Origin of the sequence: Thioclava dalianensis (assembly GCF_000715505.1) — a bacterium.
Taxonomy (GTDB): domain Bacteria; phylum Pseudomonadota; class Alphaproteobacteria; order Rhodobacterales; family Rhodobacteraceae; genus Thioclava; species Thioclava dalianensis.
The window spans coordinates 1-18,253 of record NZ_JHEH01000031.1; the positions used below are offsets into that span (position 1 = coordinate 1).

General features: G+C 62.1%; 16 protein-coding genes and 1 tRNA gene. 6 read left to right on the forward strand and 11 right to left on the reverse strand.

The window, feature by feature from the left end; translation table 11 throughout:
• Positions 1-1,121, reverse strand: a 1,121-nt coding sequence (locus DL1_RS16870) for a MutS N-terminal domain-containing protein (RefSeq protein ID WP_038068439.1), incomplete at its 3' end; no start/stop codon positions are given.
• 117 nt (positions 1,122-1,238) lie between these two features.
• Here DL1_RS16870 and DL1_RS16875 point away from each other — a divergent pair.
• Entirely contained in the window at positions 1,239-3,506 is a 2,268-nt protein-coding gene (locus tag DL1_RS16875) for an NADP-dependent malic enzyme (RefSeq protein WP_038068441.1), read from the forward strand.
• 119 nt (positions 3,507-3,625) lie between these two features.
• Here the strand turns inward: DL1_RS16875 and phoB are convergent, their stop codons facing one another.
• From phoB to tsaD, 10 genes are all read right to left on the reverse strand, one after another.
• Positions 3,626-4,318: a phosphate regulon transcriptional regulator PhoB gene (gene phoB / locus DL1_RS16880; protein WP_038068443.1), complete on the reverse strand. Its 693-nt coding sequence runs from the start codon at positions 4,316-4,318 to the stop codon at positions 3,626-3,628.
• 1 nt (position 4,319) lies between these two features.
• Entirely contained in the window at positions 4,320-5,021 is a 702-nt protein-coding gene (gene phoU, locus DL1_RS16885) for a phosphate signaling complex protein PhoU (RefSeq protein ID WP_038068445.1), read from the reverse strand.
• A gap of 10 nt (positions 5,022-5,031) precedes the next feature.
• A complete protein-coding gene (pstB, locus tag DL1_RS16890; RefSeq protein WP_038068447.1) occupies positions 5,032-5,829 on the reverse strand; it encodes a phosphate ABC transporter ATP-binding protein PstB in 798 nt (265 codons plus the stop codon).
• 17 nt (positions 5,830-5,846) lie between these two features.
• On the reverse strand, positions 5,847-7,196 hold the full coding sequence (gene pstA, locus DL1_RS16895) for a phosphate ABC transporter permease PstA (protein WP_038068449.1): 1,350 nt from the start codon (positions 7,194-7,196) through the stop codon (positions 5,847-5,849).
• On the reverse strand, positions 7,193-8,401 hold the full coding sequence (gene pstC, locus DL1_RS16900) for a phosphate ABC transporter permease subunit PstC (RefSeq protein ID WP_038068452.1): 1,209 nt from the start codon (positions 8,399-8,401) through the stop codon (positions 7,193-7,195). The genes pstA and pstC overlap by 4 nt, the downstream gene beginning before the upstream one ends.
• 77 nt (positions 8,402-8,478) lie before the next feature.
• Positions 8,479-9,519 (reverse strand): substrate-binding domain-containing protein, encoded by a 1,041-nt coding sequence (locus DL1_RS16905; RefSeq protein ID WP_038068455.1) that lies wholly within the window; start codon positions 9,517-9,519, stop codon positions 8,479-8,481.
• A 446-nt stretch (positions 9,520-9,965) separates the two neighbouring features.
• Positions 9,966-10,388 (reverse strand): EVE domain-containing protein, encoded by a 423-nt coding sequence (locus DL1_RS16910; RefSeq protein ID WP_038068490.1) that lies wholly within the window; start codon positions 10,386-10,388, stop codon positions 9,966-9,968.
• Entirely contained in the window at positions 10,388-10,657 is a 270-nt protein-coding gene (locus tag DL1_RS16915) for a YciI family protein (protein WP_038068458.1), read from the reverse strand. Before DL1_RS16915 ends, DL1_RS16910 begins: the two co-directional genes overlap by 1 nt.
• Before the next feature lies 1 nt (position 10,658).
• On the reverse strand, positions 10,659-11,615 hold the full coding sequence (locus tag DL1_RS16920; RefSeq protein WP_038068461.1) for an NAD(P)H-dependent glycerol-3-phosphate dehydrogenase: 957 nt from the start codon (positions 11,613-11,615) through the stop codon (positions 10,659-10,661).
• Positions 11,612-12,706 carry a tRNA (adenosine(37)-N6)-threonylcarbamoyltransferase complex transferase subunit TsaD gene (gene tsaD, locus DL1_RS16925; protein ID WP_038068463.1) on the reverse strand — a complete coding sequence of 365 codons (1,095 nt, stop codon included), beginning with the start codon at positions 12,704-12,706 and terminating at the stop codon, positions 11,612-11,614. The genes DL1_RS16920 and tsaD overlap by 4 nt, the downstream gene beginning before the upstream one ends.
• A gap of 80 nt (positions 12,707-12,786) precedes the next feature.
• Between tsaD and DL1_RS16930 the strand changes: the two genes are divergently transcribed.
• The 5 genes from DL1_RS16930 to DL1_RS16950 all read left to right on the forward strand — a co-directional run bounded on the left by DL1_RS16930 (position 12,787) and on the right by DL1_RS16950 (position 18,191).
• Positions 12,787-13,509, forward strand: coding sequence for a uroporphyrinogen-III synthase (locus DL1_RS16930; protein WP_051693639.1), 723 nt, complete (start codon positions 12,787-12,789; stop codon positions 13,507-13,509).
• Positions 13,510-13,580: 71 nt separating this feature from the next.
• Complete coding sequence (locus DL1_RS16935) at positions 13,581-14,936, forward strand: COG4223 family protein (protein WP_038068465.1); 1,356 nt, start codon at positions 13,581-13,583, stop codon at positions 14,934-14,936.
• A gap of 10 nt (positions 14,937-14,946) precedes the next feature.
• On the forward strand, positions 14,947-16,446 hold the full coding sequence (locus tag DL1_RS16940; protein ID WP_051693640.1) for a heme biosynthesis protein HemY: 1,500 nt from the start codon (positions 14,947-14,949) through the stop codon (positions 16,444-16,446).
• 115 nt (positions 16,447-16,561) lie between these two features.
• Positions 16,562-16,637: transfer RNA gene (locus DL1_RS16945), tRNA-Thr, on the forward strand.
• Positions 16,638-16,871: 234 nt separating this feature from the next.
• Positions 16,872-18,191 (forward strand): UDP-glucose dehydrogenase family protein, encoded by a 1,320-nt coding sequence (locus tag DL1_RS16950; protein ID WP_038068467.1) that lies wholly within the window; start codon positions 16,872-16,874, stop codon positions 18,189-18,191.
• The last annotated feature ends 62 nt before the right edge of the window (positions 18,192-18,253 follow it).

An 18,253-nucleotide genomic window follows, 5' to 3' on the forward strand; every position in this document is an offset into this window, starting at 1 on the left:
CGAATAGCCGCCATGTCGCGCGGGCCGCCTCGGTCAAGCGCAAGCCGCGAGAGCGCGCGATCCATGTCGGGGCAGCGCTTGAGACTGGCGCGCAGATCTTCGCTCAATCGACCCTGTTCCAGCATGAAACGCACGCAATCATGGCGCATATGGATTTGCGGGAGATTGCGCGAGGGGGCCGAGATCCGACGCTCAAGCAGGCGCGCACCGCCTGCGGTCACGGTGCGGTCGATTGCGCTGAGCAGCGATCCCTCGCGCCCGCCCGACAGGGCTTGGGTCAGTTCGAGATTTCGGCGTGTCGCGGCATCAATCTGGACCGAAGCGCCGCTTTCTTCATGGATCGGCGGGCGCAGGAGCGGCAGTTTGCCCTTTTGGGTGATGTCGAGATAGTCGACGATTGCCCCCATCGCGGCGATTTCCGCGCGCGAGAACGTGCCGAATGCATCGAGCGAACTGATCGAATACAGCGCGCAAAGCCGCTTTTCCGCCGATTGGCTGTCAAAGCTGGCGCGCGCGATCGGAGTGAGTGCTGCGCGCATATCAGAGACTATTTCGGCGCAATCGTCAGCTTTCGCGTCGCTTGCGAGAACCTCGCGCGGTGCGAGGCGGGCAAGCTCTGGGCCCAGGCGGGTGAGCGGGCAGGCCATCACGCGAAACTCGCCGGTGGAGATGTCGACCCAAGCCAGCGCGCCGCTGTCGCGGACATCGGCCCATGCGGCGAGGAAATTGTGACGCCGCGCTTCCAGCAGGCTTTCCTCGGTCAGCGTGCCGGGGGTGACCAGTCGGACGACATCGCGTTTCACGACGGATTTGGAGCCGCGCTTTTTGGCCTCGGCCGGGTCTTCCATCTGCTCTGCGATGGCGACGCGAAAGCCCTTGCGGATCAGCGTCAGCAGGTAGCCTTCGGCGGCATGAACCGGCACGCCGCACATCGGGATGTCCTGATCGAGATGTTTGCCCCGCTTTGTCAGTGCGATATCGAGCGCGGCTGCGGCATCGACCGCATCCTCGAAGAACATCTCGTAGAAGTCGCCCATGCGATAAAACAGGAGCGCGCCAGGGTTGGCCTCTTTGATCCCGAGATATTGTTCCATCATCGGCGTGACGGTCGGCTTGGTCATATCGCCCCCAGTTCTTGTGCCGCGACCCTACAAAACCCCGGAATCGGGCGCAATTCCATTGAGCGGTTCCGTGGCGGTGGATAGGAAGGAGGAGAATAAATAAAGGAGCATTGGCCCATGCCCACGAAGAACCGGATTACACCTGAAGAGGCGCTTGCCTATCACCTCGAGCCACGCCCGGGGAAATATGACATCGTCGCCTCGACCGCGATGACCTCGCAGCGCGACCTGTCGCTGGCCTATAGCCCGGGCGTCGCGGTGCCGGTGGAGGCGATCGCGAAGAACCCAGAGCTTGCCTATGATTACACGGTCAAAGGCAACATGGTGGCGGTGATCTCGAACGGTTCGGCAATTTTGGGACTGGGAAATCTGGGTGCGTTGGCGTCCAAGCCGGTGATGGAAGGCAAGGCGGTTCTGTTCAAGCGGTTTGCCGATGTGAACGCGATCGATATCGAGCTGGACACCGAGGATCCCGAGCAGATCATCAATGCGGTCAAGCTGATGGGGCCGACCTTTGGTGGCATTAATCTTGAGGATATCAAGGCGCCGGAATGTTTCATCATCGAGCAGCGGCTCAAGGAGATGATGGATATCCCCGTGTTTCACGATGATCAGCACGGCACGGCGGTGATTTGTGCCGCTGGCCTGATCAACGCGCTGGAGCTGTCGGGCAAGAAGATCTCGGACTGCCGGATCGTTCTGAACGGTGCGGGGGCTGCGGGTATCGCCTGTCTTGAGCTGGTCAAGGCGATGGGGGCCAAGCATGACAATTGCATCATGTGCGACACCAAGGGGGTGATCTATCAAGGTCGCACCGAGGGGATGAACCAGTGGAAATCGGCCCATGCGGCGGTGACCGAGGCGCGCACGCTTGAAGACGCGATGATGGGGGCCGATGTGTTCCTTGGCGTGTCGGCCAAGGGCGCGGTCACCGAAGAGATGGTCAAGTCGATGGCCGACAACCCGGTGATCTTCGCGACGGCCAATCCCGATCCAGAGATCACGCCGGAAGAGGCGCATGCGGTGCGCCCCGATGCGATCGTGGCGACGGGTCGGTCGGATTATCCCAATCAGGTAAACAACGTGCTGGGCTTCCCCTATCTGTTCCGCGGGGCGCTCGATATTCATGCACGCGCGATCAATGATGAGATGAAGATCGCCTGCGCGCGCGCCTTGGCCGAGCTGGCGCGCGAGGACGTGCCCGACGAGGTCGCGATGGCCTATGGGCGCAAGCTGACTTTCGGGCGGGATTACATCATACCGACGCCTTTCGATCCGCGTTTGATCCACGTGATCCCGCCCGCCGTTGCGAAGGCCGGGATGGATACCGGCGTGGCGCGGCGCCCGATCATTGACATGGATGGCTATGTCCAGAGCCTCAGGGCGCGGATGGATCCCACCGCCTCGATCCTGCAGGGCATTCATGCGCGCGCGCGGCGCGCTCAGGCGCGGATGATCTTTGCGGAAGGCGACGATCCGCGCGTTTTGCGTGCTGCGGTGGCCTATCAGCGCGGCGGAATGGGCCAAGCGCTTGTCGTCGGGCGTGAGGCGGATGTGAAGGAGCATCTCGAGACCGCAGGTCTGGGCGATGCTTATCGTGAACTGACCGTCGTGAACGCGGCCAATTCGAAACATCTCGAGAGCTACAAGGAGTATCTCTATGCGCGGCTTCAGCGCCGAGGTGTGAACCGCGAGGAGGCTGATAAGCTGGCGAACCGTGACCGACATGTCTTCGCAGCGCTTATGCTGGTGCATGGCCACGGCGACGGGATGGTGACCGGGGCTACGCGCAAATCGGCGCATGTGCTTGAGCTGATCAACAAGGTGATCGACGCCAAGCCCTCGGATGGGGCAGTCGGGATCACGGCGCTGTTGAACAAGGGCCGCGTTGTGCTGATCGGTGATACGCTGGTGCATGAGTGGCCCGATGAGCATGACCTGGCCGATATCGCGACGGCCGGTGCGCAGGTGGCGCGCGGGCTGGGGCTGGAGCCGCGCGTGGCGTTCTGTTCGTTCTCGACCTTCGGCTATCCGGTCTCGGAGCGGGCCACGAAGATGCATGTCGCGCCGCAGGTGCTCGATGAGCGCGATGTCGATTTCGAATATGAGGGCGAGATGACCGTCGATGTCGCGCTCAACCCGGATCAGATGGCGCAATATCCGTTCTGTCGGTTGAGCGGGCCTGCCAATGTGCTGGTTGTGCCTGCGCGGCATTCGGCGTCGATTTCGGTCAAGCTGATGCAGGAGATGGCCGGGGCCACCGTGATCGGGCCTATTCTGACCGGTCCTGCCTATGCGGTTCAGCTGTGCTCCACGAGCTCCACCGTGAACGATATCCTCAACATGGCGGCTCTGTCGGCCTGTCGGCTGGGGCAGGGAAAATAGCGCGGCTCACGACCGTGCCGAGATCCCGGGGGCGGTGAGGGGCTCTGCCCCGCTGCGCTGACGCGCAGCCCCCGGGATACTTAGATCAAGAGGAAGGGGGCCGCGTTTGGTGGCCCCGTTCAGCCCAGCGAATAGCCGGTGCCACGCACGGTGCGCACGGGATCTTCACCGCCATGGGTCATCAGCGCCTTGCGAAGCCTGCCGACATGGACGTCGATGGTGCGCGTGTCGACATAGATGTCGCGTCCCCAGACCCGGTCGAGGAGTTGATCGCGGGTCCAGACGCGGCCCGGCTTTTCCATCAGCGTCGAGAGCAGACGGAATTCGGTCGGGCCGAGTTTCAGCGGCTTGCCGTCGCGAAACACGCGATGCTCCTCGGAATCGAGCATGATATCGTCATAGGTGAGGCGTTCGCCCATCGTGGCTGGGCGGGTGCGGCGCAGTTGGGTGCGCACCCGGGCCATCAGCTCGACCACCGAGTAGGGTTTAACGACGTAGTCATCGGCCCCGGTCTCGAGGCCGCGTACGCGGTCGACCTCTTCGGAGCGCGCCGAGAGCATGATCACCGGAATGTGGCGGGTCTCGTTGGAGGATTTGATCCGCCGGCAGATTTCGATCCCGGAGACATTCGGCAGCATCCAGTCGAGCACGATCAGGTCGGGCTTTTCCTCGGAGACCATGAGCAGGGCCTCATCGCCATTTTCCGCCATCACCACCCGAAACCCTTCGGCTTCGAGATTGTAGTTGAGCACTTCGCGTTGGGCGGATTCATCTTCGACGACAAGCACGCTGGGCTGTTGGGCAGGCGACATGTCAGACCTCTGTCTCGATCACGCTGGAAGATTTCGGACGGGCATCGTCGGGCATTTCGCCGGTCACGAGATAGATCACCTGCTCGGCGATCGAGGTCGCGTGGTCGCCCATCCGCTCGATGTTCTTGGCGATGAAATGCAGGTGCATGCAGGGCGTGATGTTGCGCGGGTCCTCGAGCATATAGGTGAGGAATTCGCGAAACAGCGCGTTATACATCTGATCGACTTCGAGATCACGGGCGCGCACGTCGCGGGCGAGGTCGGCATCGCGCTGGATGTAGCTGTCGAGCGCATCTTTGAGCATCGCCTCGGTGGCCTGCGCCATACGCCGGATCGCGGCGGGCGTGCCGTTGATCGCGGGACTGTCCATCAGAACCTGCGAGCGTTTGCCGATATTCTTGGCGTAGTCGCCGACCCGTTCGAGGCTGGCGGAAATCTTGATCACCGAGAGCGCCATGCGCAAATCGCGCGCGGCAGGGGCCCGCAGCGCGATCAGGCGGGCGGCTTCCTCGTTGATCTTCTCTTCGAGCGCGTCGACGGCCTTGTCGCGGTTGCGAACTTCTTGGGCCAGTTCGTCGTCGCGGGTCTCGAGTGCTTTGGCGCAGTTGAGGATTTGCTCCTCGACGAGGCCGCCCATCTTGACGACGAGGGCCTGAACCGCTTCGAGGTCGCGGTCGAATGCGGAAAGAATATGGTCGCTCATGCCTGTCTCCTCAGCCGATCCGTCCGGTGATGTAGCTTTCTGTGCGGGGGTCGGTCGGATTTGTGAAAATCTGATCTGTTTCGTCGTATTCCACGAGGTTGCCCAAATGGAAGAATGCCGTCTTCTGAGATACACGTGCGGCTTGTTGCATCGAGTGGGTGACGATCACCACTGAAAAGTTCGTGCGCAGCTCGTCGATCAGCTCTTCGACCTGTGCCGTGGCGATCGGGTCGAGGGCCGAGCAGGGCTCGTCCATCAAGAGCACCTCGGGCGAGGTTGCGATGGCGCGCGCGATGCAAAGGCGCTGCTGCTGGCCGCCCGAGAGCCCGGTGCCGGGGGCTTGCAGGCGATCTTTCACCTCACCCCACAGAGCGGCTTTGCGCAGCGAGGCCTCGACGATCTCGTCCAGCTCGGCGCGGTTGCGCGTCAGGCCGTGGATTTTCGGGCCGTAAGCCACATTGTCATAGATCGACTTGGGGAAGGGGTTGGGCTTTTGGAACACCATGCCCACCTTGGCGCGCAGCTGCACCGGATCCACCCGCTTGTCGTAGATGTCTTCGCCATCCAGCAGGATCTCGCCTTTGACGCGGCAGATGTCGATTGTGTCGTTCATCCGGTTCAGGCAGCGCAGGAAGGTCGACTTGCCGCAGCCCGAGGGGCCGATGAAGGCGGTGACCGTCTTGTCGAGAATGTCGACATCGACATCTTTGATGGCGTGCGTTTCGCCGTAATAAACCTGCACGTTGCGCGCGGTTATCTTGCAATCGGTGGCGTTCACGGCTCTCTCCGTCAGTGTCATATCGTTCATGGCTGCAGCTCCTTACCTTACCAGCGGCGTTCGAATTTGCGACGCAGGATGATGGCGATGAGATTCATGCCGAGCAGGAAGATCAGCAGGATGATGATACCGCCCCAGGCGCGTTCGTAGAAGGCGGGGTCCGCCCGTTTGGCCCATTCGTAAATCTGCGCGGGCATGGCCGAGTTGGGCGAGACGAAGCCGTCCCAGAAGCCTTCCGGCGTGTTGGTTGCGACATAACCCACCATCCCGATCAGCAGCAGGGGTGCTGTTTCGCCCAAAGCCTGTGCGAGGCCGATGATCGTGCCGGTCAGGATGCCCGGCATCGCAAGCGGCAGGACATGGTGAAAGACCGATTGCATCTTGGAGGCGCCGACGCCGAGGGCTGCATCGCGGATCGAGGGGGGCACGGCCTTGAGGGCGGCGCGGGTCGAGATGATGATCGTGGGCAGTGTCATCAGCGTGAGCACGAGCCCGCCCACAAGCGGTGCCGATTGCGGCAGATGCGCGAATTGGATGAAGGCGGCAAGCCCGAGGATACCGAAGACGATCGAGGGCACCGCCGCGAGGTTCGAGATATTCACCTCGATCAGGTCGGTAAAGCGGTTCTTCTTGGCGAATTCCTCAAGATAGATCGAGGCGGCCACACCGATTGGCAGGGCGAGCACCAGCACCACCAGCATCATGTAGAAGGAGCCAAGCATCGCGATCCCGATCCCGGCCTGTTCGGCGCGCGAATCCGAGGCATCGGCGCCGAAGATGAAGGTCCAGTTGAAGCCTTTGTGCAGCGCGCCGTCCTTGCGCAGCGAATCGACGAGATCGAGCTGGGCCACGCTGATATTCTTGTCGAGCGCGATCTCGTCGCGATGCACGCGCCCCTTGAGATAGCCATCGACGCGCGAGGAGGCGAAGATTTCGAAATCGACCGTCTTGCCGATCAGCGACGGGTCGGCAAGCACCCGGTCGCGAACCTGGCTTGCCGCGGAGGCCGAGATCAGGTTCTTCATGTCCGACTTCGACAGCTCCGACCCGAAACCTGCTTTCTGAACAACCTCGAGCAGACCGTTCTGCACCAGCGGCGCATAGGTGAATGTCGTGGCTTTTTTCAGATCATCGGGGTCGCGATTTCCGCTTTTGTCCAGCTTGGCGGGGTCAAGATAGACCGGCACCTTGATGAAGGTTTGCTGGAAAGCCGTCGAGCCGTTGATCACGATCGTGCTTAGAAGCAGGACCAGAAAGGCAAGGCCGATTCCGATGGCCACGATGCCCATCACCTTGAACCGGCGCTCCGAGGCATTGCGGCGTTTGGTCCGGGCGTCCAGCTGATGCAAGGAGCGCGCGGGGCTCTTGTGTGCTGCGGGATGAGTCGCGTCGCTCATTCGTATTGCTCCCGATATTTGCGCACGATCCACAGTGCGAAGACGTTAAGACACAGGGTGATCACGAAGAGCGTCATGGCGAGGGCGAAGGCCACCAGCGCCTCGGGGGACGAGAAATCCGCGTCCCCGGTGAGCTGGCTGACGATCTTGGCGGTAACGGTGGTCATGGCCTCGAACGGGTTGAGGCTCAGACGGGCTGCCGCGCCCGCGCCCAGCACAACGATCATCGTCTCGCCGATGGCGCGCGATGCGGCCAGCAGCACGGCGCCGACGATGCCGGGCAAGGCGGCGGGCAGGATCACCTGCTTGATGGTTTCCGATTTTGTTGCGCCGATCCCGTAAGAGCCGTCGCGCAGGCTTTGCGGCACCGCGTTGATGATGTCATCCGAGAGCGAGGACACAAACGGGATCAGCATGATGCCCATCACGAGCCCCGCGGTCATCACCGCAGTTCCCGCATGCATCCAGCCGTTTTCCGAGATCGCGGCCGTCGGGCCGTTCGGTCCGAAGATCGACACCAAGAAGGGGCCGACGGTCAGAAGCGCGAACAGGCCGTAGACAATCGTGGGGATACCGGCGAGCACTTCGAGCAAGGGCTTGATCACGCTACGCACCGGGCGCGACGCGTATTCCGACAGGTAGACGGCTGCAAAGAGCCCGACCGGAACCGCGACCAGAAGTGCAATCAGCGAGATATAGAGCGTGCCCCAGATCAGCGGCAGGATACCCAATGTAGAGCCGCCGCCAAAGCTCGGAGCCCATTCCGTTCCGAAGAAGAACTCGGTGAACGGGTAGAGCTTGAAGAACTCGACGGTGTTGAAGATCAGCGACAGGACGATACCAATCGTGGTGAGGATAGCGATGCTGGCGGCTGCGATCAAAAGCCCGCGCACTCCCGCCTCGACCGCGTTTCTGGCGCGGAAATCGCGTGAGATCCTTGGGAAGCTGAGAGCGATGCCGATCAGTGCGGCGCCGATTGTCGCGATGCTGATGATGAGCGGTGAACTGCCAAGGACCATCAACAGAACAAGGACGATCAGAGCCGGAAGGCAGGCCGACATTGCCACCAACGCCCCGGCGTAGAACGGCAGGGAATGCAAGACGCGGGCATCCCCCCCGGAGGATTGGAACGCGCGCGCACGCCCCATCGCGAAACCCGCGATGCTGAGCGCTACGACGATCCCTGCGAGCCAGAAAACAGGCATAAGCCCCACCCATGCTTTAGAAAAAACCTAAAAGGAGAGTTGGGGGCGGCGAAAAATGCCGCCCCCCGTTTGGGCAATTACATGCCCGAACCCATGGTCACTTCGTCAGCCACGGCTTGCTGGGTCTTGGCCAGTTCCGGATCTGAGACGAGGCCGTATTGAGCCAGCGGGCCGTCAGGGCCTGCGATGTCGTCGGACACGAAGAACTCAGCGTATTCCTTGAGGCCGGGGATCTCGCCGATATGCGCTTTCTTCACGTAGAAGTAGAGCGGACGCGACACCGGGTAGTCACCCGATGCGATGGTCTCGGTCGAGGGAGCGACGCCCGACATGGTCGCAACTTTCAGCGTGTCGGTGTTGTTCTCGTAGAACGCCAGACCAAAGACGCCGACGCCGTTCGGGTTGGAGCCGAGGCGGGCGAGGGTTTCGGTGTAATCGCCGTCGATATCCACGGATTTGCCGTCGGTGCGCACTTTCATGCAGCCCGCTTCGGCGTCTTTCTCGGACATGCCTGCGTCGACCATGGCTTTCATCGCACCGGTGTCTTCGCAGCCCTTGAGGAGAACTTTCTCTTCGAAGACTTCACGGGTGCCGTGCTTGGTGCCGGGGATGAACGCGTTGATATCTGCATCGGGCAGATCGGCGTTGAACTCGTTCCACTTGGTGTACGGGTTGTCGACGAGTGCGCCGTCTTTGAGCACCTTGGCGCCGAGCGCGTTGTAGAGATCGGCCGGCTCGAAGGCGGTGAAGGCCGGGCCGTCTTTTTGGCTGGCGAAGACGATGCCGTCATAGCCGATGCGGACTTCCATGATGTCCTTCACGCCATTGTCGGCGCAGGTCTTGATCTCTTTGTCGCGGATCTTGCGCGAGGCGTTCGCGATGTCGATCGTGTTTGTGCCGACGCCCTCGCAGAAGCGCTTGAGGCCCGCCGAGGAGCCGCCCGATTCCACGACCGGGGTCGGGAAGTCGAAGTTCTCGCCAAAGGCTTCGGCCACGATCGAGGCGTAGGGCAGCACGGTCGAGGAGCCAGCGACTTGAACATTGTCGCGAGCGAATGCAGCGGTGCCCGAAACGGCGATGATTGCCAGGGCGGATGCGGTAAAGGTCACGGTTTTCATTTGATACTCCCAGATTTTGTATCGGGCCAAGTTTTGGCCTTGGTATGGGGTCGTAGGTGAGTCCGGTGACGCTTATGCAACGAAAATGTAACAGCTTTGCGACAATTCACGCGCCCGTGTAGTTGCTCAGGCTTGGAGGGCGGATGCAGGCCGTGACTCCCGCATGAAATCAGCGGGAAGGGCCTGTCCTGCGGGCGGCGCGTCGCAGGGTGGGTCTGCGTCGGGCATTAACAAAACATTATCTCTAAATGGTTGTCTTGACTTGAATTTTCAGGATTCGAAACTTGCAGAAATCATGTGTTTGGGATAGAACACAAGGACCGGCCAGAAAGGCCAGATCCGAGATTTACGTTTCATGTGTGGTGCGAGTGGGGAGCACCTGGGGGACGGAGGGTTCTGGTAGGGGTGCCGGAATCCTCCGCATTTTTGTATGCTTGGGCTGCGTTTCAGTCGGGATCGACTTCGCCCAAGGCGCAAACAATCCGCCATTCTTCCGGCGTTACGGGCTGCACCGACAGCCGCATCGAAGTAACAAGCGACATTTCTGACAGGCGCGGGTCCGCTTTGACCTCAGCCAGGGTCACCGGCCGTTTCAGCGGTTTGACGGCTTTGATGTCGACGCAATCCCAGCGCGGGTCATCGGTTGTGCTGTCGGGATGGCTCAGCGCGCAGACCTCGACGATGCCGACAACCTCCTTGCCGATATTGGAGTGATAGAAGAAGCCGCGATCCCCGATTTCCATCTCGCGCATGTTGTTCCGCGCGAGGTAATTGCGGATTCCGTCCCATTCCTCGCCCTGTTCCCCTTTGGCGACCTGCATGTCCCAAGACCATTTGTTGGGCTCGGATTTGAACAGCCAGTAGCGCATCAGCCAATCACCTTCTTCCATTCCTGAACCGAGCTTTCCGCAAAGAGGCCCGCTTTCGCATAGGGGTCGTTCGCGGCCCAATCCTGCGCCGCAGCCAGATCGGCGACCTCAAGGATCACGAGCGAGCCGTGCATTTCGCCGTCCTCGATGAACGGGCCCGCCATGAAGACGACGCCGGTTTCGGCGATATAGGCCAGATGGGCCTCGCGGTTGTCCTTACGGATTTGAAGCGCGCCGGGCTTGTCGCGGCAGATCACGGCAAAATACATCTCATTCCTCCTTGAGCGGGCGTGTGAGCAGGGCTTGAACCGCCTCGGCCACACTGATTTTCTGATCGGTCAACGCGGGAACCATCGCGGCAATCGGCATTTCGAATCCGTTGTTTTGCGCGAGGTTAGACACTGCTTTTGCGGTTGCAACGCCTTCGACAGTGATCGACGGATCAAACGCCTCGCCAGCGCCGAGCGCGTAGCCAAGCCGGAAATTGCGCGATTGCGTCGATGTGCAGGTCAGGATGAGATCGCCAAAGCCCGACAGCCCTGCAAGGGTTTCGGGTCGCGCGCCGAGCGCGAGGGCCACGCGCTGCATCTCGGAAAATCCGCGCGTCATCAGGGCGGCGCGGGCAGAATCGCCAAGCCCCGCGCCGATCACGGTGCCGGCGGCGATGGCGTAGACATTCTTGAGCGCCCCGCCCAGCTCTGCCCCGACCGTGTCGGTGGTGCGGTAGAGCCTGAGTGTCGGGGTCGAAAGCGTGGCCTGAAGCTGCGCGCTTGGGTCTGCGCAGGCCAATGTCAACGCCGTGGGAAGCCCGCGCGCGATGTCGGCGGCAAAGCTCGGCCCGGTCAGCACGGCGGCGCGGGCGTCGGGGCAATGCGTCCGGATCAGACCGGTCGCCCCAAGCCCCGTCGCGATGTCGATCCCTTTGGAGCACGAAATCAGGGTCTTTTCCGAGAGGGCGGCGTGGTGCTCGGCCAGAAAGCCCGCCATCTGCTGCATCGGCATGGCAAGCAAAATAGTGTCTGCGGCAAAGGCCTCTGCCAGATTGGCGGTGACCGTCAGCGGCGCGGGCAGCGTGACACCGGATAGGCGGCGCGTGTTTTCCCGGCTGGTTTGCATCAGCTCTGCTTGGGCCGGATCGCGCGCCCAGAGCGTGACCGGGCCGACCTGCGCAAAACTGACCGCGAGAGCCGTGCCGAAGGCACCAGCGCCAAGGACTGCGATGCTCATCCCTTCGCCCCTTTCTTGCCAGAGCCCAGAAGGGCACGCGCATTTTGATCGAGCGGCCAGCGGGGACGCGCGACAAGATCCATACCGTCGCGGCCGCCGCCTTGATAGCGTTCGATCCCCGCATAGGCGATCATCGCCGCATTATCGGTGCAAAGCGCAAGCGGCGGGGCGAGAAAGGCGACGGACATTTCGGCGCAAACAGTCTCTAATGCGCCGCGAATGGCCTTATTTGCAGCGACCCCACCGGCCACAGCCAGAGCCGGATGAGCAGGGGCCTGCGTGAGATATTCCCGCAGGGCGCGGCGCGATTTCTCGGCGAGCACATCCGAGACCGAGGCCTGAAATGCGGCGCAAAGATCGGCGCGGCGTGCTTTGGGCAGGCCACCATGTTCGGCGATGATCTGATCGCGCGCCCGCAGGACCGCTGTCTTGAGCCCCGAGAAAGACATGTCGCAGCCGGGTCGATCCAGCAGCGGACGTGGCAGTGCGATGGCGCGCGGATCCCCCTTGCGGGCCTCTGCCTCGACGGATGGACCGCCGGGTTGCGGCAGAGCCAGAAGTTTCGCGACCTTGTCAAACGCCTCGCCGGGCGCGTCGTCGATGGTGCCGCCAAGCCGCGTGAAGTTTTCCGGACCGGACGCGATCAGGAACTGGCAATGCCCTCCGGAGACGAGCAACATCAGGTAGGGATAGTCGAGCCCATCCGTGAGGCGCGGCGTCAGCGCATGGCCTGCGAGGTGGTTCACACCGATCAGCGGAAGACCGGAGCCCGCAGCGAGACCCTTGGCGCACATGACGCCGGACATGACGCCGCCGATCAGCCCGGGCCCCGCCGTCACCGCGATGCCGTCGAGATCGGACAGCGCGAGACCGGCTTTTGCAAGCGCCTCTTCGACGCAGAGGTCGAGCTTTTCAGCATGGGCCCGCGCGGCAATCTCGGGGACAACGCCGCCGAAGGGTGCGTGCAGCTCGGTTTGGCCGGAGACGACGGAGGCGAGCACCTCGCGCCCCGTATCAGAGACGCGCACCACGGCAGCTGCCGTATCGTCGCAGCTCGACTCGAGGCCGAGAAAGGTGAGGGCGTGTGTCATCGGGGCCGATATTGCGTGACTCTTCCTTCGGAGGTAACACCGGGGCTGGGTTCGCACAATCCCGGGACATGATCAGGCAAATGGAAGAGTATCGCGCCAGACCGCCTCTGTTGCTGACCCGTCCGCGGGACGGAGCCCTGAGCTTTGCGGAAGACTTCCGGGCCCGTTTCAGCGCGGATTGGCCGACCGTGGTTTCTCCGCTGATGGATTTTGAGGCAGTTGAGAACCCGATCCCTTCAGCAGATAGCGTCATCTTTACCTCGCAAGAGGCGGTGAGACTGTTTTCACTGCGGCAAGCGGCGGGCGGGCGCGTGGCGTTTTGTGTGGGCGCGCGCACGGCACAGGCCGCGCGCGCGGCGGGATTCACAGCGATTGCGGGAGATGCGGGCGCCGAGGCTTTGCTTGAGGTGATCCTCGCGCGTCATGCCAGGGGATCGATCTTGCATGCCCGCGGCGAGCCTGTGGCCTTTGATCTGTCATCTGCGCTGAATTCCGCCGGAATAGAGACGAAAGAGGTGGTTTTATACCGTCAGGTTCGGCAGGCCTTCACGAATGAAGCGCGTGATGTGCTTGGGTCGGGCGGGCCGGTGCTTTTGCCGCTCTTTTCCCCAAATTCTGCGCGAACTTTCTGGGATCAGGCTGGGGATGCCACTGCGCGTTTCTATGTCGCCGCGATCAGCCCAGCCGTTGCCGAGGCCTGTCCGCGCAATAATATTGAGCATCTGGAAACGGCGATGCGTGCGAATTCGGACGGTGTCATGGATGCGCTTACTCTATTGTTACGTGCGCAAATGGCGGGTTGAGCCGGGGCGAGCTGCCCTCTAGATTGGCCTGACCCTGCGATGTTTCGCGGTGCAAGTGGAGGGCGTGAGCAATGACGAAACCGAGAACCCGGAAGCCCAAATCCGAGGCTCAGGCAACGGATGGTGTCGAGGGCGTCGAGACGCAAAACGCCGACATCTCTACGGAAACTCAAGGGGCTGACGTGCCCACGGGCGTGAATGAAACCGAGACCGTGCCGTCGAAACAGCCGGTTTCAGAGAATGTGACCTCGTCCGATGAGGCAGCGCTTGAAGGCGCGGCTGCTGAGAGCACCTCTGAGACCGAGACATCCGAAGAAGCAGCCCCCGAGGCAGATCCGATGGAGGTGCAAACCGTGCCGACGTTGGAGACCAGCGGGGAAGAGGCAGGTGAAGAGCCCTCTTCTGAGCAAGCCTATCCCCATGATCGCCCCTCTGAGACCGCCCAGAGCGCGCCCCAGCCCCCGGAGCCGCGCGTGATTGAAGTGCGTCGTGCCGGAACCTTGCCGCTGATTTTCGGCGGAATCCTTGCCGCTGTGATCGGCGCGGGTGCCGTGATTGTCGCGATTCCGAACCTGCCGCCCAGTCTGTCGGGCTGGCTCCCGGCGGCAAAGACGCCGCAAATCAGCGATGAGATGGATGCCAAATTTGCGGCCCAAGCCAAGAAGATCGACGCACTCAGCTCGGATCTGGCGGCGTTGAAATCGCAGGCCGCGCCTGCGCCCGATATGTCCGGCGTTCAGACTTCGCTCGATCAGATCGGATCGGAAGTGCGGGCAAATAAATCGGCGCTTGAGGCTCTGCAGTCCCAAGTGAAGGGAATTGGCGCGAGCGGCGGGGCCGCCGATGCCGAGACGCAGGCGAAATTCGAAGCGGAGGCAAAAGCGGCTCAGGAGCGCATCGCGCAGGCCGAGCAGCAGGCTCAGAAATTGCGCGATCAGTCCGAGGCTGCGGCGAAAGCGGCAATGGCTCAGGCGGCGGCTGCGCGGATGAAGGCGGCGCTTGATGCGGGTGTTCCGCTCGCGCCGGCGCGCGCAGATCTTCAGGCAGCCGGGATTGCCGTGCCCGAGGCGTTGAGCGGTGATGTGCCCACACAGCAGGCGTTGCAGCAAAGCTTCCCCGACGCTGCGCGCAAAGCGCTGGCGGCGGCCCGAAAGGCGGATAGCGGATCAAGCTTTGCCTCTAAGCTCGGGGCGTTCTTGTTGACCGAGACGGGCGCGCGTTCGCTGACTGCGAGGCAGGGCGACAGCGCGGATGCGGTGCTGTCGCGCGCGCAGGCCGATGTCGACACCGGCGATCTGAAACCGGCGCTGGCAGAGATTGCGAAACTGCCCGACGCCGCGCAGCCCATGATGGCCGATTGGGTCGCGCAGGCCAAGGCGCGGGTGGCTGCGCTGGATGCGGCCAGCCAGCTTGGCCAGAATCAGTAGGGAGCCGCAGATGATCTGGACCGTTATCAAAATCGCCGTGTTTCTCGTGATCGTCTCCGCGGTGACGCTCGGGTTTTCACATCTTGCGGATATGTCTGGCGGGCTGCGGCTGTCGAGCATGGGGATGGAGTTTACCCTCGGCCCGCTGCAAGCCGTGATTGCGGTGATCTTGCTGTTCCTCGCGGTTTGGCTGGTGATCAAGGTGGTCGGGCTGTTTGTCGCGTTCCTGCGGTTTCTCGCCGGAGATGAGACGGCGATCAGCCGCTATTTCGACCGCAATCGCGAGCGCAAAGGCTATGAGGCGCTTGCCGAGGGGATGATGGCATCGGCCTCAGGCGAGGGACGGTTGGCCATGTCGAAGGCGGCCAAGGCCCAGCGGTATCTGCAACGCCCGGAATTGACCAATCTGTTGACCGCGCAGGCCGCCGAGCAGATGGGCGATACGAAAAAAGCCAGTGAGGTTTACAAGCGTCTGCTCGCGGATGATCGCACGCGGTTTGTCGGCGTGCGCGGGCTGATGCGGCAAAAACTGGCTGAAGGCGATACGGATACGGCGCTGCAGCTGGCCAAGAAGGCCTATGCGCTCAAACCGCGCCATCGTGAGGTTCAAGATACGCTGCTTAAGCTGCAGACCGAGCGCGGTGACTGGAAAGGGGCGCGCTCCGTTCTGCAATCCAAGATGCGTCAAGGAGAATTGCCGCGCGACGTGCATAAGCGCCGCGATGCCGTGATGGCGCTGCAGGAGGCGAAGGGCGTGATGGCCGAGGGCGCGAGCATTGAAGCGCGCGAGGCGGCGATTACGGCGGCCAAGGCCTCACCCGATCTGATTCCGGCGGTCGTGATGGCGGCGCGCTCCTATATCGACAAGGACAAGCCGCGCGCGGCGGAGCGGCTTTTGCGCAAAGCCTGGTCCTCGCAACCCCATCCCGATCTTGCGGCGGTCTATGCCGAGGTTGCGCCGGATGAAGATCCCGCCAAGCGACTCAAGCGGTTCGGGAAGTTGCTGGAGCTGCGTCCCGATCACGAAGAATCGCGTCTGCTGCGGGCCGAGCTGAACATCGCTGCGGAAGATTTTCCTGCCGCGCGGCGGGCGCTGGGCGATCTGGTTGAAACCCATCCGACGGCGCGGGTTCTGGCGATCATGGCGGCGGTCGAGCGCGGTGAAGGCGCGGATGACGCGGTTGTGCGCGGATGGCTGGCCCGTGCGCTCAGCGCGCCGCGCGGTCCGCAATGGTGCTGTGACAAATGCCAGAACATTCAGGCGGATTGGACGCCGGTCTGCGACAATTGCGGTGGCTTTGACACTTTGAGTTGGCGCGAGACCTCTCAGAATGCCTCGCCGCTGCCGCATGGGGCAGAGATGCTTCCGCTGATCGTCGGCAAGCCCAACGCCGCGCCTTCTGAAGCGCGTACTGTGGATGATGCAGAGATCGTCGAGCCCGACGGTGAACCGGATGCCGCGCGCAAGGATAGCGGTGAGGGCACAGGAGAAAAGCAGTCTGCAAACTGACGCATTTTGGGGCTACACATCCGCGCGCGCGCATGCTAATCGCCCGCTACCGAAGTGATCCGCGCCCTGCGGGTCGGTTCTCGGGACAGGGTCGCAAGGCCCGTTCCACAAAGGTGCCGCTGTAGCTCAGCTGGTAGAGCACGTCATTCGTAATGATGGGGTCGGGGGTTCGAGTCCCTTCAGCGGCACCAATTTTTCCACCGGAAAATCCCGAAGATCCGAGATCCCCTTAGTTTAAGGGGAATGGTGATTTGGGTTGCCGTGTCCTCGCGCCTGCTGCGGAATGTCTTGGCGCGGCCACACTGTTTTCACGTTTTCTGCCCATGAAAGAGGCGAAATAGACTTTGGGTCACTCATGTCTATAAAGTCACGAGTGACGCTGAACCGTGACACCACGCGGCCCCTTTGACGGATAAGGAAACGAGATGCGGATTGTTGTGATTGGGACGGGCTATGTTGGGCTTGTGTCGGGGGTATGCTTTTCGGATTTCGGGCATGATGTGGTCTGTGTCGACAAGGATGCACGCAAGATCGACATGCTCAGAAGCGGCAAGGTTCCGATCTTTGAGCCGGGGCTCGATCGGCTGATGATCCGCAATGTCGAGGCCGGGCGACTGACCTTCACGCTTGATCTTGACGAGGCGATGGAGGGCGCCGAGGCGGTCTTTATCGCGGTCGGCACGCCCACGCGGCGCGGCGATGGCCATGCAGATCTGACCTATGTGATGGCGGCGGCTGAAGAGGTGGCGCAGAAGGCCAAGGATTATATCGTCATCGTCACGAAATCGACCGTGCCGGTCGGCACCAACCGCAAAGTGCGCGAGGTTGTGGCCGCAGCCAATCCGGCGCTTGATTTCGATGTGGCCTCGAATCCTGAATTCCTGCGCGAGGGCGCGGCGATCGACGATTTCATGAAGCCGGATCGGGTGGTTGTCGGCGTTGAGACCGATCGCGCCGCTAAGGTCATGGCTGAAATTTACCGCCCGCTCTATCTGCGCGAATTTCCGATCGTCACCACCGATCTCGAATCGGCGGAGATGATCAAATACGCGGCCAATGCTTTTCTTGCGACCAAGATCACCTTCATCAACGAGATCGCAGCGCTGTGCGAAAAGGTTGGCGCGGATGTGAAGGAAGTGTCCAAGGGGATGGGGCTCGACAACCGGATCGGGAAGAATTTCTTGCATGCCGGCCCGGGGTTTGGCGGTTCGTGTTTTCCGAAAGATACCAAGGCACTGGCGCGGATCGGGCAGGAAAATGCCTCGCCCATGCGGATCACCGAGGCCGTGATCAGCATCAATGAGCAGGTGAAGCGCCGGATGGTGGATAAACTGCTGGATCTGTGCGACGGGACGTTCAACGGCAAGGTGATCGCGATCATGGGCGTGACCTTCAAGCCCAACACGGACGATATGCGCGATGCGCCAAGCCTGACCGTGGTGCCCGCTCTGCTGGGCGGCGGTGCAACTGTGCGCGTGGTCGATCCGCAAGGCCGCCACGAGGGCGAACAGCTTTTGCCGCGCGTCGATTGGATCGAGGATCCCTATGCCGCAAGCCAAGAGGCCGATCTGATCGTGATCCTGACCGAGTGGAACGAGTTCCGCGCGCTCGATCTGGGCCGGATCGCGTCCTCGATGAAGACGCCGCGAATGGCCGATCTGCGCAACATCTACACCGCAGAAGATGCGCGCGCTGCTGGGTTCAAAGCTTATAGCTCGGTCGGGCGGCCTGATATGGAGGGGTAAGCGGGGCGGGTGTATTAACGCCCGCTTAAAGCGCAGCCCGCGCGGCCCAGAGTTCGTTGAGA